We start from the raw sequence: 14,638 nt of genomic DNA, 5'->3' as shown, positions 1-14,638 counted from the left end.
GGTTTTTATTTGTCAACGTTTCTTACGCTACTGGAGCAGACAGTACGTTGAGCTTTTTCATCAAGCGAGACTTTTGACGGTTTGCTGCGTTTTTATGAATGAGACCTTTCGTAGCGGCCTTGTCCAGCTTTTTCACAGCCACCAGAAGAGTGGATTTCGCCAAATCTACATCTTGAGCGGCAACCGCTTTCTCGAAGTTCTTCACTGCTGTACGCAGATCAGATTTTTGAGAAGAACGTTGCGCGCGGCGCTTTTCGATTTGCTTGGTGCGTTTAATCGCGGATTTAATGTTTGGCATGTGTGTCACCTCCTTAGACGACCATGGGCGTGCAATACATACAACAAAACATATTCTAGCATGCGATTAACCCATTTGCAAGAAAGGATTCAGAATAAAAATTGCAGTTTCAAGCAACCTAGTAGCAGGAACAAAATGGAGAAAGGAGCAGTGGTGGAAGTGGAACATGATATTGATTTATCCCAGTACGCCATACGGACCGATCTCGCCCTGGAAGCGCATGAGTTGGTGCAGGAGCAGCAGACTGCGGCTGACCAGCTTTCTGGTGTGCAGCTGGAGCAGGATGACAAGGAACCGGGAATCAAAGTCACTCGCTTGCGGGTAGAGACGGAAGAAGCCGGACGCAGCATCGGAAAATTGCCAGGGCGTTATATCACGATTGAGGTGCCCAAGCTCCGAGATAATGACACCGCGATCGAGGACCAGGTTGCGCGCCGTTTTACCAGAGAGTTCGCTGCTTTACTGAGTGAATTGGGGATCACGGAGGACAAAAAGGCATTGGTCGTCGGGCTGGGAAACTGGAACGTAACACCTGATGCCCTGGGTCCGATGGTTGTGGAAAATCTTCTGGTGACTCGCCATTTGTTCACATTGGCTCCGGAGTCGGTCGAAGAAGGGTATCGGGAAGTCAGTGCGATATCCCCAGGTGTCTTGGGCATCACGGGCATTGAAACCAGTGAAATCGTTTTGGGTGTCGTGCAGAACAGTAAACCGGATTTTGTCATCTGTATCGATGCTTTGGCTTCCCGCGCTCTGCACAGGGTCAACACAACCATCCAGATTTCAGATACAGGCATCCATCCCGGATCAGGGATTGGAAACAAACGCAAGGCACTCGATGAGAAAACGCTTGGGGTACCGGTCATCGCGATCGGCGTGCCTACCGTCGTTTTTGCCTCCACCATCGTCAACGATGCCATCACCTATCTTCTCGGCCATTTTGGGCAATCCATGAAGGAGAGCAGCCGCGCATTCAATAAGTTGTCGGTGAGCACTCTGCCTGAGCGGAAAGAGCCTTACACAGAAGAAGATCTTCCTGATATAGAGTCGCGGAAGACGTTCATGGGTCTGGTCGGCTCCCTACCCGAACAGGAAAAACAACAACTGATCCACGAGGTGCTTCGCCCGCTGGGACAAGATTTGGTCGTCACCCCCAAAGAGGTGGATGACTTTATGGAGGGCATCTCCAATGTGATCGCCTCCGGGTTGAACCGGGCACTGCACAAGACGGTGGATGAGAAAAACAGCGGGGCTTACACACATTAGCGAAGCAAAAAACTGTTTTGAGAGAATCGCTAGGAAGGGGTTCTATCGTCTCTAGCACGCTCATAAGCTAAAGCATAGACAAGCGGCTGATTCACTTTGTCGCTCGACTAAAAGCCGCAGCATGAGGAGGAGACAGATGGCACCCCTGATTCAGCGTCAATTCATCATACTGTCATTCATAACCGCCTTGCTCTTCGTAGGTACCGGGTTTTTGGCCATGAGTGGCAATCGTGTCATGATTGCCTCCTCTGCGGTCCAGCGGGCAGCTTCTCATGTGTCCAGTCTGGTTATGCTGAAATGGATGGGGCAGGAAATACCGGCATTGACCAATACCGTACAAGCTTCCTCGGACAAAGGAGCGAACAGCGTTACGGGATTTATTTTTCAGTTAGCGACCAGCATTCACCCTGGCGATCTCCGCAGCTTGCTGGGCAGAGAGCTACCAGGTCTGATGACAGAAGAGGATGCCCGTTACGTCGTTGCTGGCAAAGGATCAACACTGGCTGACCTGTATGTTGAATATCCTCGTCTTCATGGGTCGTCAGGAGATGAAGCACCGCCAGCTGCCAGTGAAGAGCCGGTTGTAGAAGTTTTGAGTCCGCAGGTAACCGAAGAGGGCAAGGATAACAAAGAGAAGCCGGCCCCCACCCCGACGACCGGGGATAGAAAAGTGGTATACGTCTATCAAAGCCATAATCGCGAGTCCTGGCTGAGCGAAACAAAACCGGTGGGTACCTCGGTTGATCATCCAGAGCGCAATATCTCTATGGTCGGAAAACACTTTGGAGAAAAACTGAACGATCTCGGAATCGGAACGGAGATCAACCAGGAAGACATTTACCAGCGGCTTTTGGATAAAGGCAAATCATACCCGCTTTCGTATGCCGAATCCCTCCTTTCCGTAAAAGCAGCAAAAGAGAGCAATCGGGAGCTTCACTATTTTTTTGACCTTCATCGCGATACCGCCCCTCGCAGCGAGACGACCATTACGATCAAGGGGAAAACCTACGCAAGAATCTTGTTCGTAGTCGGCAAACGCAACAAAAACTATGAGAAAAACGAAGCGTTTGCCAAGGAGTTTCATCAACTTCTGGAACAAAAGTATCCCGGTTTGTCTCGCGGTGTGATGGAAAAAGGCGATAAAACTGATCATGGCGAGTATAATCAGTCCATCTCACCGGGCAGTCTGTTAATAGAAGTAGGTTCCAAATACAACACACTGCAAGAGTCGCTTTTGACGGCAGAAGCAATGGCAGAAGTATTTGCGGAGTACTACTGGCAGGCAGAAAAGGTTGCAAAACCGGTCGGGGAACAGCCCGCAAAGAGGTGAGAACGAATGAATGTGACGATCAGGCTGACAGGACTGTTGGTCATCCTGCTTATCGGCGTGGTGCTCGGGCTGCAAACGGCGGAGCGAGGCATCTACAAAGTGAGCGGATTGCCCGAACAGCAGACGCAGACCTTTTCCATCAAAAAAATAGATAATGGTCAAATGGAAATCGCGGTCATGGGCAAACAGGTGCAGGCAAGAGCTCCCGGTCAGATGGTCAACTACATGAGCAGTGCAGGTCAATCAATCGGTCAGGTGGTCAAAGCAGGGACCAAAATAACGGTAGAGTGGATTGCTAGTATTTTTGAACCATAGGAGTAGTTTACGGACAAACAGAATAGACCAAACGTTGTTGAGTTCGTGAAGGGGGCTGTCCAGAAAGTCGGTTTTAACTGACTTCCTGGGGCCCCTTTTTTTCAAAAATAAGCACAAAAAAATCGTCTCTTCTTGTAAAATGAAAGTTCCCACACCAACATTTTAGGAAGGACGATTTTTATGTGTAATCTTTCGATTACTCCCCCATATTATACCACGCAATTAACTCTTCCCCTAGAGGGAACAGTAGAAAATATTGTTTCCAAGAGACAATGCGCTCCTACATTCAAATCATATAATAACCGTCAGGTTCAAGTTATCTTCGATATCGAGGAACTTATTCCCGTGCACCATGTCGCACGTGTGGTAGATGAAATGGTTGAGGCCATTCCTGATGATAAGTTATTTTCTCATTATCCAGGCGGTGGCAGACCTTCGTTCCACCCTAAGATGATGCTAAAGGTCATCCTGTTTGGCTACTCCCAGAAGGTGTACTCTTGCCGTGGTATCGAACAGCTTACCCGTGAAAATATTCCCACCATGTGGCTGGCAGCGATGCAACAACCAGACTACCGTACCATCAACGAATTTCGTGGCAGACGGATGAAATCGATGATGAATGAACTTTACGAAACCATGATCTTGAAGCTCATCGAGGCCAACTATATCACCATGGAAAATTACTTTCTGGATGGGACAAAAATCGAAGCAAATGCCAACAAGTATTCTTTCGTATGGAAAAAATCAACGATCCGATTCGAGGAAAAACTGAAGGAGAAGATCCGAGAAACCTTGCGGCTCATTGAGGAGACAGCCAAGGAGGAAGAATTGGAAATCCTTGCGGATAACCTGATGGATACAGTGGAAGACCCCTCCAAATTGGAAGAGATTGCTGTTGGCTTGGAAACCCACATAGCCGTTTTATCAGATGAGATGGAAAATGAGACAAATACAGAAGTCCGTAAGGAAAAGCGAAAAAGACAGAGTACATGGAAGAAATCCCTTAAGCTGATCCGTAAAGATTTCCTACCAAGGCTTGCCAAATACAAAGCTCAAAACGAAACTTTTGGTGACCGCAATAGTTATTCCAAGACAGATAGTGACGCAACATTCATGCGGATGAAAGAAGATCATATGAAAAACGGTCAACTTAAGCCTGGCTATAACGTACAGATGGCAACGGAGAATCAATTTATCCTATTTTACACCATTCATCAACGTCCAACGGATACACGCTGCTTCATCCCCCATCTAGAGAAGCTGGCTTCTTCCTGGCTGCCCATGCCCAAAAATGTCATCGCGGATGCGGGGTATGGGAGCGAAGAAAACTATCTGTATGCGGTGGGGGAGGAAAAAGAACCACGGTTTGATTTCCTCATTCCTTACGGAACCTATTTGAAGGAAAAAACCCGAAAAGCCAAAAGGGACATCAAAAGTGTAATAAACTGGGTCTATGTTGAAAAGGATGATTGTTTTATCTGCCCAAATGGAATGAAAGTTACGTTTAAGAAATACCAGAACAAGAAGAACGCCTCTGGTCATGAACAAAGTTACAAAATTTATGAATGTGAGGATTGTTCAGGGTGTCCATTCAAATCGCAATGTACCAAAGGTAAAGGGAACCGTCAGGTTCATTGGAATACGATCTTTGAAGAAATGAAAGCAAAGGCAAAAGCAGCCCTTGAATGTGAAGACAAAGCAGCTATCTATGCCCGACGTAAAGTCGAGGTCGAAAGCGTGTTCGGTCACATCAAGGGCAATCGGTCGTTCCGCCGATTTTCTCTTCGTGGGCTCGACAAAGTGCATGTCGAGTTCGGAATTGTGGCACTAGCACATAACTTGTTGAAAGTGGCGGGCATCCGCCTGGCCACATTCCTCAAACCAATAAGGGCAAAAAAAGAAGCTGGGGGAAAAACGAAACGGTTTTCCCCCAGCTTCTTTACTTTTTAGGGACTTTTTAGACAGCCCCTTTCTTTCTTATCTTTCCATCATAAATATTTTTTTGGTGTATAGTGAAGTTGTAATTTTCTAAATTTAATACATTGCCAAAAAAATGGATCAATGGCATAATGTTCACAACTAGTCATCTTGTACCAAGGAATATATCGGTCAGAGAGAGGTGCACCTGCGTGTCACAGCCCTTACTAGAAATTGAAAACCTGCAAACGCACTTTTTTACAGATCGCGGACAAATTCCGGCAGTCGATGGAGTCACGATTCATGTAAAAAAAGGGGAGGTACTCGGGATCGTGGGTGAATCCGGGTGCGGCAAAAGCGTCACTTCACTCTCCGTTATGCAGCTCGTTCCACACCCACCCGGGAAAATTGTTGGCGGTTCGATCAGATTCAAAGGCGAGGATTTGGTCCAAGCGAGTGAAAAACGGATGAGAGAAATACGAGGCAACGAGATCGCGATGATCTTCCAGGAGCCGATGACCTCTCTCAACCCTGTCTACACCATAGGAGACCAGATTGGCGAAGCGATTCGCTTACATACGAAAGTAAACAAAAAAGAGGCGCTCAGGCGCGCGGTTGAGATGCTGAAAAAGGTGGGGATTCCTCGCGCCGATGCCATCGTGCACGAATATCCGCACCAGCTTTCAGGAGGGATGCGTCAGCGTGTCATGATCGCGATGGCGATGGCTTGCAATCCTGAGCTTTTGATCGCAGACGAACCCACGACCGCGCTTGACGTGACGATCCAGGCCCAGATCCTCGATTTGATGAGACATGTGAATGAAGAGTTTGGAACGGCCATACTCCTGATTACGCATGACCTGGGCGTGGTCGCGGAGATGTGCCATCGCGTCGTAGTCATGTACGCAGGCAATGTGGTGGAAGAAGGCGATGTTCGGTCGATCCTGAAAGAGCCAAAGCATCCTTACACCATCGGCCTACTGAACTCCTTGCCCAAACTGGAGGTTTCGCAGGAACGACTTTATTCCATCCCCGGAAATGTGCCGCTCCCCGGCTCATTAAAGGTGGGATGCAGGTTTTCCCCGAGATGCGAACAGGCGGACGACAAGTGCCGTACGCAGATGCCGGAGCTAAAGACAGTGGGAGCCAATCATCGCGCTCGCTGCTGGATGACGTAAATAAATCCCGAAAGGAGCATGCAGGTGGCTGAAGATCTACTCATCGTCAAGAACCTGAAGAAATACTACCCGATCACAGGCGGCGTATTCGGGAAAGAGGTGGGTGTCGTCAAAGCAGTCGATGACGTCTCGTTTACCGTCAAGAAAGGGGAGACGTTCGGGCTGGTCGGAGAGAGCGGATGCGGGAAATCGACGACAGGCCGTTCCCTTTTGCGTCTAATCGAGCCTACCTCCGGAGAAGTGGTGTTTGACGGCACCGACGTAATCGGCCTACAGGGAGAAGCGCTGCGCAAGATGCGGCGCAATATGCAGATCGTCTTCCAGGACCCGTTTGCCTCTCTCAACCCTCGTCATAATATTGGCAAGATTCTGGAAGAACCTTTGCTTGTCCACGGAATCGGATCGTCGTCCGAGCGAAAACAGCGTGTCAGGGAGCTGCTTGAAGTGGTTGGTCTCTCCGGCTACCACGCGACGCGATATCCCCACCAGTTCAGCGGTGGTCAGCGCCAGCGCATCGGCATCGCCCGGGCACTGATGCTCAATCCCAAGCTGATCGTGGCTGACGAGCCCGTTTCCGCCCTGGATGTCTCGATTCAGTCGCAGGTGCTCAATCTCATGCAGGATTTACAGAGAGACCTGGGGCTGACCTATTTGTTTATCGCTCATGACCTTAGTGTCGTCCGGCATATCAGTGACCGTGTCGGAGTCATGTATTTGGGCAGGCTTGTGGAGCTGACCAGGAGCGAGGAGCTTTACCGCAATCCGCTGCATCCTTATACGCGTTCGCTCCTTTCAGCGGTCCCTTCTCCTGATCCAGATGCGGTGCGGGAGCGTATCATCCTGCAGGGAGATGTGCCGAGTCCGGCCAACCCACCGACAGGGTGCACGTTCCATACGCGCTGCCCGCATGTGACAGACGAATGCCAACAGGTTCGTCCGGAATTTCGGGACGTCGGCGGGGGCCACTTCGTAGCGTGCCATTTGTACAACGCCTGACGCTGCCTAGCCGAATTCCTTGCAAAGGGGGGATGCAAGACAACGTTGAGTGAGAAAAACAGAGAAGAAATGCGCGGAAAAATGGAAAAGGGGGAATTCATCCATGAAGAAGAAGGTTCTTACCGCAGCGATGACGAGCCTGCTCGCACTCTCCATGGTACTTGCAGGGTGCTCGAGCTCGCAGCCGGCTCAACAGCAGACCAACCCGGGACAAGCGCAGCAGCAGACGCCGCCGACTGAGCCCGCCAAAAACGAGCCGAAGCAGCTGATTATTGGACGTGGTGCGGATACGAAAAGTCTTGATCCGATCCGGGAAACGGACGGAGAGACTTTCAAAGTCACGGAGAACATTTATGAAACACTGGTGAGCTATGAGGATACAAACACGACGGTTATCCCCGGACTGGCAGAGAGCTGGGAGATTTCCGAGGACGGTCTGACCTATACCTTCAAGCTGCGCCAGGGCGTGAAGTTCCATGATGGTACAGATTTTAATGCCGAAGCTGTCAAGTTCAACTTCGACCGCTGGATGGACAAGAGCAACAAATACCACAATCCTGAGGGTTTCCCTTACTATACCGACATGTTCGGCGGATACAAGGGAGATCCTGATCACGCAATCAAAGAAGTTAAGGTAGTCGACTCCAACACGGTTCAATTTATTTTGAACCGGACACAAGCGCCATTCTTGGCGAACCTCGGAATGTCGCCTTTTGCGATCGCTTCGCCAAAAGCGATTGAAGGAGGCAAGCTGGGGGATGAACCTGTCGGTACGGGACCGTTCAAGTTTGCCGGCTGGAAGCGCAATGACATCATCACGCTGGAGAAAAACCCGGACTACTGGAATAAAGAATATCCGAAGCTGGACAAAGTCGTCTTCAAGGTCATTCCGGAAAATACAGCCCGTCTGACGGCGCTTACATCCGGAGAGATCGATTTGATGGATGGCCTGAATCCGGACGATGCGGACGCGGTGAAAGAGAACAAAGACCTGCAGCTGATCCTGCGTCCATCGATGAACGTCGGTTACCTCGCGTTCAACACGGAGAAAAAACCGTTTGACAATCCGAAGGTGCGTCAAGCGATCGGTCACGCGATCAATAAGCCGGAGATGGTAAAAGCATTTTACAGCGGTCTTGGCGAACCGGCAACAAACCCGATGCCGCCAAGCCTCTGGGGTTACAATGATCAGATCAAAGACCGCGATTACAACCTCGAGGAAGCGAAAAAGCTGTTAGCGGAAGCCGGATTCCCGAATGGCTTCAAGGTGCAGTTCCTGGCCATGCCAGTGCCTCGTCCGTATATCCCGGACGGCAAAAAGATGGCGGAAGCGATTCAGCAGGATTTGAAAAAGATCGGTATCGAAGCGGAAATTGCCACGATGGAGTGGGCGACGTATCTCGAGAAGACGAGACAGGGCGAATACGAGATGTGTCTGCTCGGCTGGACGGGCGACAACGGAGACCCGGACAACTTCCTTTACACACTGCTCGACAAGAATACCATTAACGGAAACAATATCCCTCGCTACTCCAACGAAGAGGTTCATCAGCTGCTCTTGAAAGCACAGAGCGCCTCCGACCAGAAAGAGCGTGAAACTCTGTACAAAAAGGCGCAAGAGCTGATCTTTAACGACGCACCACTCGTTCCGATCGCTCACTCTACACCACCGATTGCCGCCAAAGCGGGTGTTACTGGCTATCAGCCACATCCAAAAGGCAGCGAGAGCGTAGAAAAAGTAGATATTCAGTAAGTGTGGCAAGGGTAAGAAGAACCCTTTCTTCTTGCCCTTCTCTTTTATGTTCAACGATGGACGACGCTAGGAAAGCGAGGAGATGGCATTGCTGGCCTACACCGCTAGAAGATTGTTCATGCTGATTCCAGTGTTACTAGGAATGTCGCTAATTGTATTTGCTATTATTCACGCCATCCCGGGGGATCCGGCACTGACGATTTTGGGAGAAAAGGCAAGCCCGCAGGCACTTGCAGAATTGCGGGAACAGCTTGGGCTGAACAACCCTTGGTATACGCAATACTTTCATTACTTGGGAAATCTTCTAAAAGGGGATTTGGGAGTCTCCTTGCACTCCAAAGCACCGATTACAGTTGAGATGGGACCATATTTGGCGGCGACGATTGAGCTGACTTTGGTAAGCATGCTGTTCGCAGTCTTTATCGGAGTGAATGCAGGAATCATTTCTGCCTGGAAGCAAAACTCGTGGTTTGACTATATCTGTATGTTGATCGCTTTGATTGGGGTCTCTATGCCGGTATTTTGGCTAGGCTTGATGGAACAATGGGTATTCGCTCAGGAATTAAAGTGGCTGCCTTCTATTGGACGTGACAATCCGCGTGATCCAGTAGTTGAGATTACGCATTTTTATATAATTGATACGATTCTTGCCGGTCGTTGGGATCATTTTCGAGATGTCGTTGAACACTTGATTCTTCCAGGAGTAGCACTCGGAACGATTCCGATGGCGATTATTGCCCGGATTACTCGTTCCAGTATGCTTGAGGTCATGCGGTCCGATTATATCCGGACTGCAAGGGCAAAAGGGTTGGGGCAGTTCTTTGTCGTGTACAAGCACGCCTTGAAAAACGCGCTGATCCCCGTGCTGACGATTGTAGGGGTACAAGTAGGTCTCCTGATCGGTGGTGCAGTTTTAACTGAAACGATATTCGGGTGGCCGGGTGTGGGGAGATACATCTATACGGCGATCGGAAACCGGGATTATCCCGTCATTCAATCGGGGATTTTGGTTATCGCAACGATTTTTGTCTTGATAAACCTGGTGGTCGACCTCCTGTATGCTTACGTCGATCCGCGTATCAAATATCGCTGAGGAGGCTGTTTAGATGGCAGAAACCCATGTGCAACCGGTACTAGTCAAGCAGATAAATGAGCCGCTCTCCTCTCCGTGGCGCGATGCTTGGAGGATCCTGCTCAAAAACAAGATGGCAATTCTCGGATTCTGCATCATTCTCTTCTTCGTCTTGCTCGCGATCCTGGCTCCGTTTATCACCCCGTACGATTACGACAAAGGAGAACTGGTCGATAAAAATTTGCCTCCCTCTGCTGAGCACTGGTTTGGCACGGACTACAACGGTCGAGACGTCTTTACCCGCGTGATTTACGGCGCACAGATTTCTCTTAGGGTAGGGCTGCTTGCCGTGATCGGTTCCGTGGTGGCAGGGACCTTCCTTGGACTGTTGGCAGGCTATTTCGGCCGATGGGTCGACACGCTCATCTCCCGGCTGTTTGACATTATGCTGGCGTTTCCCAGCATCCTGCTGGCCATCGCAATTGTAGCAATCCTCGGACCTTCACTTGAAAATGCTTTGCTTGCGATTGCCATCGTGAATGTGCCCACTTACGGCCGACTTGTTCGATCACGAGTGCTGAGTCTGAAGGAAGAAGAATACGTAATGGCTGCCAGGGCGATCGGGTCAAAGCATTCGCATATCATCATGCAGCATATTCTTCCTAACAGTCTGGCTCCGATCATCGTGACGGGGACGCTTGGGATAGCGACAGCCATCATTGAAGCGGCAGCCCTGGGCTTTCTCGGTTTGGGGGCTCAGCCGCCACAGCCGGAGTGGGGGTTGATGCTCTCCGACTCTCGCCAGTATATTCAAAAAGCGCCGTGGACAGTCTTTTTCCCAGGCTTGTCCATCATGCTGACTGTTCTTGGCTTTAACTTGATCGGTGACGGACTCCGCGATGCACTCGATCCACGGATGAAAAATTGAGAAGAGCAGAAAACCCCGAAATCAAGAAGACTTGATTCGGGGTTTTTCCTATCGTAGATGCTGACACACAAGATGGATAAGCGATGGTTCGGCGGAAGAATCAGCTGCAGAGGATGCAATCGGTGTAGGAATTGCAGTTGTAGGTATGGCAGGTAAACGTCGCTGCCTCCTCGCTGGAAGAAGAACAGTTTACTTCTGCTACTTGCAGATCCAGGTCAAACATGTCTTTGCTCATTGAATTTTCATCCTCTCTACCATATAATTACACTGCATACATATCATACTATTTAGACTATTCAAAAATCAATAGAAAAAGTATTTTTTGGAAAAATTTGTGGACAGGGGGATACGATGAGTAGATTTCTCCAACATCCAGCTGTAATGGAAGACGTGACGAAGAACCACGAATCCTTATCCGTTTACAGGCCGCTCCCGTTCTTCATGCTGCGGACGCCGTTGTTGCCCGCCGAATGGTATGGACATCTTTTTTCTGCAAGCGATGACGCTTCTGAAGCTCAGTACGCGGCGGCCATCGCCAAGCTTGAGACACTATCTCGCCATCCGGTGGTACGAGAAGCGATTGCAGTTGCCTCGCCAACCTTATTTGAAGCCTTACACAGCCTTGCGCATACGGGAGAGTCTCGGAAGCGGGACCAGACTGTCCGCAGCTTTATGCGTTACGTGATCCGCATGATCACCCGTCCGACCCCATTTGGGCTGTGCTCCGGCGTAGCTTGCGGAAAGTGGGGAGAAGAAAGTCGAGGCCGGATCGCGCTTCACTCTTTTACCGATCACAAGAAGCGCACGCGGCCTGACATGGAATGGCTGATGGAACTCATCCGCACACTGGAGAGTATGCCTGATGTGGTTGAGCAGCTACAGGTGCGTACGAATTCGATTGTGTACCTGACAGGTTCACGAGCCAAGCTGTCGTATCTGATCAATACTGGACCACAGGAGGGAGGGGGACGGAAGAAAAGCTTGAGCTCGTCCATTCAAGCTTCTCCGGTCGTTCAGATGGTGCTGCATGAAGCAAAAGAGATGATTCCCTATCTCGATTTGCGAAAAAAAGTAGAGGCCGATCATCCTGAAACACCTCCCGAGAAAATTCGCCATTTTTTGTGGCAGCTCTTTCGGCAAGAATACCTGATCAGCGAGCTGAGACCGCCTTTGTCCCATCCCAGTCCATTTGCGTACGTGCTGGAGCGTCTGCAGCCTGTCCAGGGAATAGACGAGTTGAAAAAGGAACTGAAGGATATCGCGACTCTGATCGCTGACTATGATCAGCTTCGGCTGGGGGAAGGGACCGAGAGATATCGGGGACTGTCCAGCAAGATGAGGTCAATCATCCAAACAGATCATCCTTTGCAGGTTGACTTGCAGCTGTCAGCAGAGCAGGTAGAGCTGCCGGCAGAAGTGGCGCAGGAGGCTGCCCGTGCTGCTCAGGCCCTTTGCCGCCTGTCGGCAAATGCAGACCGCTCGTCGTTTCTTCAGGAGCTGCATACTGATTTTATCGAGAGGTACGGAATCCACGGGGAAGTCCCCTTGCTGCTGCTATTGGACGAGGACCTTGGATTAGGCAGTTTGGAAGAGTATGAGCTCAGGGCAGAAAACAAATCGGCAAGGGGAAAAACCACCAAACGGAGCTCCCTTTTGCTGGAACTGCTTCTGTCCGCACAAATGGAAGGAAAACAGGAAGTCGAATTGACGGATGAGCACTTGGAAGCAATGGCTCCAGGTGGTTGGGATGAAGGGAAGGCTCCAAAATCTCTCGAGCTGTACGCGACTCTTTCAGCGAAGAACAGAGATGAGCTTGGCCGAGGAGACTTTCGCCTGATTGTCGGAGCAAATCCGGGTTCCAATGGAGCTGGAAAGACGTTTGGCCGTTTCGCCGATCTGTTCGGAGAGTCGTTTTTGGAGCAATTACGTGAAGTCCATGCCGCTGAACAGGCTCTCGACCCGGATGCGGTCCATGCGGAAATCTCGTATCTGCCTGCGCATGATCGATTATCGAATGTTACGCTGTCTCCAAACATTCGCCCATATGAGATCGTTCTCGGGACCAATCCGGGAGAGCAAGCGGAAGAAAAAGCGTTGCCGTTATCCGATCTGTTCGTCGGCGCCACCTTGGACTCCCTGTACATAAGGTCAGCGTCGCTGGGAAAAGAGATTATCCCGACGACAGGACATATGCTCACCCTCAGGAACACTCCGCCCGTCTATCGCTTTTTACGGGAAATCGCTCAGGAACGGCAGGGCAATTGGGGGAGCTTTTCATGGGGAGGCTTGGAACAGTCCCCGCATGTACCGCGAATACGCTATGGGAAGTCGATCCTGTCGTTGGCGAGATGGCGAATTTACAAGCATACGGCTCCTTTTTCCGAGCGGATGTCAAAGGAAGCCTGGATGGATGCTGTAAAAGAATGGCGGGAGAAGTGGAAGCTTCCTCAGCAGGTGTTTCTCACCGAAGGGGACAACCGGATTTTACTTGATCTCATGCATCCGCTGCATGTAGAGATGCTGCACCGCGAGTTTGAACAAATGAAACCAAGCGAATCGCTCGTATTGACTGAGACCCCGATCCTGGATGGAGAGCATCTGGCGCAAACCCCGGACGGGCCGGTCTGGCTGGAGGTAGCCATCCCACTGGTGAAAAGAGGGCAGCGGCAGCCGGTGACGGAGAAACTGCCAAGCACTGTGGCAAGCCGGATACTTGAGGGCCCCGCCCGTTACCATTTGCCGGGAGGACAGTGGCTCTATGCCAAGCTGTATGGCTGTAAAAGCCGGGAAGAGGAGTGTATCGGTTTTCCGATGCGGCAGTTTTGCGCGGAGATGGAGAGAAAAGGACTGGCAGACGCTTGCTTTTTTATGCGGTATAAGGACCCGGAGACACATGTTCGATTGCGATTTCGCGGGGAGCCTTCGCGGCTGACGAGCGAACTGTTGCCAGAGCTTCATGCTTGGGCACGAGGCTTGCAGCAGGCGGGAATGCTGACCAGACTGGTCATCGACACGTATGAGCCGGAAATTGAGCGATATGGCGGACCTGCTCTGATCGCGCTGGCGGAAGACGTCTTCGCAGCGGACAGCCGTGCAGTCAGCGGAATGCTGGCCTTGAAACGCGGCGGAAATCTCGGGATTGCTTTTAGCTTGCTCGGAGTCATAAGCGTACTGGATATCGCGGAGCAATTTGGCATGTCATTTGAGCAGCAATTGGACTGGTTTGAGCGGCGTTATGAAAAGAAAGCGTACCAACAGGAATTTCGGGAAGCCAGGCGACTGTATTTGACGCTTGGAAATGCAGATGGTGAGTGGGCCGGACTCGCTTCGCATCCCGACGGTCGACAGCTCCTCCCGCTGCTTCAGCAAAGGAAGCCGGCTCTCTCCCGTTTTGCGGCAAAAATTCGCGAGGCTTACAAAAACGACGAACTGCACAACACGCCGGACAACATTTTGGCCAGTGTGATCCATATGAACGTAAACCGCCTGTTTGGCACCGACCGGGAGAGTGAACGAAAAGTCATGGCCCTGGCCAGACACACCCTGTACGGACTCAGACATGCGCGCGCAAACCGGGTTTGAGCG

The 14,638-nt window shown here is 50.7% G+C and carries 12 protein-coding genes; 10 read left to right on the top strand and 2 right to left on the bottom strand.

Going from position 1 to position 14,638, the window contains the following annotated elements; all coding sequences use genetic code 11:
- Positions 1-22: 22 nt before the first annotated feature.
- Positions 23-298 carry a 30S ribosomal protein S20 gene (gene rpsT, locus NDK47_RS17280; RefSeq protein WP_251870986.1) on the bottom strand — a complete coding sequence of 92 codons (276 nt, stop codon included), beginning with the start codon at positions 296-298 and terminating at the stop codon, positions 23-25.
- A gap of 159 nt (positions 299-457) precedes the next feature.
- Here rpsT and gpr point away from each other — a divergent pair, with 159 nt between their 5' ends.
- The 9 genes from gpr (at position 458) to nikC (ending at position 11,053) form a co-directional block, all read left to right on the top strand.
- Positions 458-1,564, top strand: a complete 1,107-nt coding sequence (gpr, locus tag NDK47_RS17275; RefSeq protein ID WP_251876223.1) for a GPR endopeptidase — start codon at positions 458-460, stop codon at positions 1,562-1,564.
- Between the two features lie 136 nt (positions 1,565-1,700).
- On the top strand, positions 1,701-2,894 hold the full coding sequence (gene spoIIP, locus NDK47_RS17270; RefSeq protein WP_251870985.1) for a stage II sporulation protein P: 1,194 nt from the start codon (positions 1,701-1,703) through the stop codon (positions 2,892-2,894).
- 6 nt (positions 2,895-2,900) lie between these two features.
- Complete coding sequence (locus tag NDK47_RS17265) at positions 2,901-3,209, top strand: DUF3679 domain-containing protein (RefSeq protein ID WP_251870984.1); 309 nt, start codon at positions 2,901-2,903, stop codon at positions 3,207-3,209.
- A gap of 180 nt (positions 3,210-3,389) precedes the next feature.
- A complete protein-coding gene (locus NDK47_RS17260; protein WP_251870983.1) occupies positions 3,390-5,159 on the top strand; it encodes an IS1182 family transposase in 1,770 nt (589 codons plus the stop codon).
- Between the two features lie 179 nt (positions 5,160-5,338).
- Positions 5,339-6,304: an ABC transporter ATP-binding protein gene (locus tag NDK47_RS17255; protein ID WP_251870982.1), complete on the top strand. Its 966-nt coding sequence runs from the start codon at positions 5,339-5,341 to the stop codon at positions 6,302-6,304.
- Between the two features lie 24 nt (positions 6,305-6,328).
- Positions 6,329-7,300 carry an ABC transporter ATP-binding protein gene (locus tag NDK47_RS17250; RefSeq protein ID WP_305883340.1) on the top strand — a complete coding sequence of 324 codons (972 nt, stop codon included), beginning with the start codon at positions 6,329-6,331 and terminating at the stop codon, positions 7,298-7,300.
- 103 nt (positions 7,301-7,403) lie between these two features.
- On the top strand, positions 7,404-9,053 hold the full coding sequence (locus NDK47_RS17245) for an ABC transporter substrate-binding protein (protein WP_251870979.1): 1,650 nt from the start codon (positions 7,404-7,406) through the stop codon (positions 9,051-9,053).
- Positions 9,054-9,135: 82 nt separating this feature from the next.
- Positions 9,136-10,146: an ABC transporter permease gene (locus NDK47_RS17240; protein WP_251870977.1), complete on the top strand. Its 1,011-nt coding sequence runs from the start codon at positions 9,136-9,138 to the stop codon at positions 10,144-10,146.
- Positions 10,147-10,159: 13 nt separating this feature from the next.
- Positions 10,160-11,053: a nickel transporter permease gene (gene nikC / locus NDK47_RS17235; protein ID WP_251870976.1), complete on the top strand. Its 894-nt coding sequence runs from the start codon at positions 10,160-10,162 to the stop codon at positions 11,051-11,053.
- A 100-nt stretch (positions 11,054-11,153) separates the two neighbouring features.
- Here the strand turns inward: nikC and NDK47_RS17230 are convergent, their stop codons facing one another.
- Complete coding sequence (locus NDK47_RS17230) at positions 11,154-11,288, bottom strand: FDLD family class I lanthipeptide (protein ID WP_251870975.1); 135 nt, start codon at positions 11,286-11,288, stop codon at positions 11,154-11,156.
- Positions 11,289-11,404: 116 nt separating this feature from the next.
- On the opposite strand from NDK47_RS17230, the gene NDK47_RS17225 reads away from it, so the two are divergent.
- Entirely contained in the window at positions 11,405-14,635 is a 3,231-nt protein-coding gene (locus NDK47_RS17225) for a lantibiotic dehydratase (RefSeq protein ID WP_251870974.1), read from the top strand.
- Positions 14,636-14,638 lie beyond the last annotated feature (3 nt).

Source organism: Brevibacillus ruminantium (assembly GCF_023746555.1).
Lineage (GTDB): Bacteria > Bacillota > Bacilli > Brevibacillales > Brevibacillaceae > Brevibacillus > Brevibacillus ruminantium.
The sequence above is the reverse complement of the archived record's forward strand: the minus strand, read 5'-3'. Positions and strand labels throughout refer to the sequence as shown.

Coding starts and splice junctions, on each gene's coding strand:
- rpsT (WP_251870986.1), bottom strand. CDS start 298: ATGCCAAACATTAAATCCGCGATTAAACGCACCAAGCAAATCGAAAAG.
- spoIIP (WP_251870985.1), top strand. CDS start 1,701: ATGGCACCCCTGATTCAGCGTCAATTCATCATACTGTCATTCATAACC.
- NDK47_RS17265 (WP_251870984.1), top strand. CDS start 2,901: ATGAATGTGACGATCAGGCTGACAGGACTGTTGGTCATCCTGCTTATC.
- NDK47_RS17260 (WP_251870983.1), top strand. CDS start 3,390: ATGTGTAATCTTTCGATTACTCCCCCATATTATACCACGCAATTAACT.
- NDK47_RS17245 (WP_251870979.1), top strand. CDS start 7,404: ATGAAGAAGAAGGTTCTTACCGCAGCGATGACGAGCCTGCTCGCACTC.
- NDK47_RS17240 (WP_251870977.1), top strand. CDS start 9,136: ATGGCATTGCTGGCCTACACCGCTAGAAGATTGTTCATGCTGATTCCA.
- nikC (WP_251870976.1), top strand. CDS start 10,160: ATGGCAGAAACCCATGTGCAACCGGTACTAGTCAAGCAGATAAATGAG.
- NDK47_RS17230 (WP_251870975.1), bottom strand. CDS start 11,288: ATGAGCAAAGACATGTTTGACCTGGATCTGCAAGTAGCAGAAGTAAAC.
- NDK47_RS17225 (WP_251870974.1), top strand. CDS start 11,405: ATGAGTAGATTTCTCCAACATCCAGCTGTAATGGAAGACGTGACGAAG.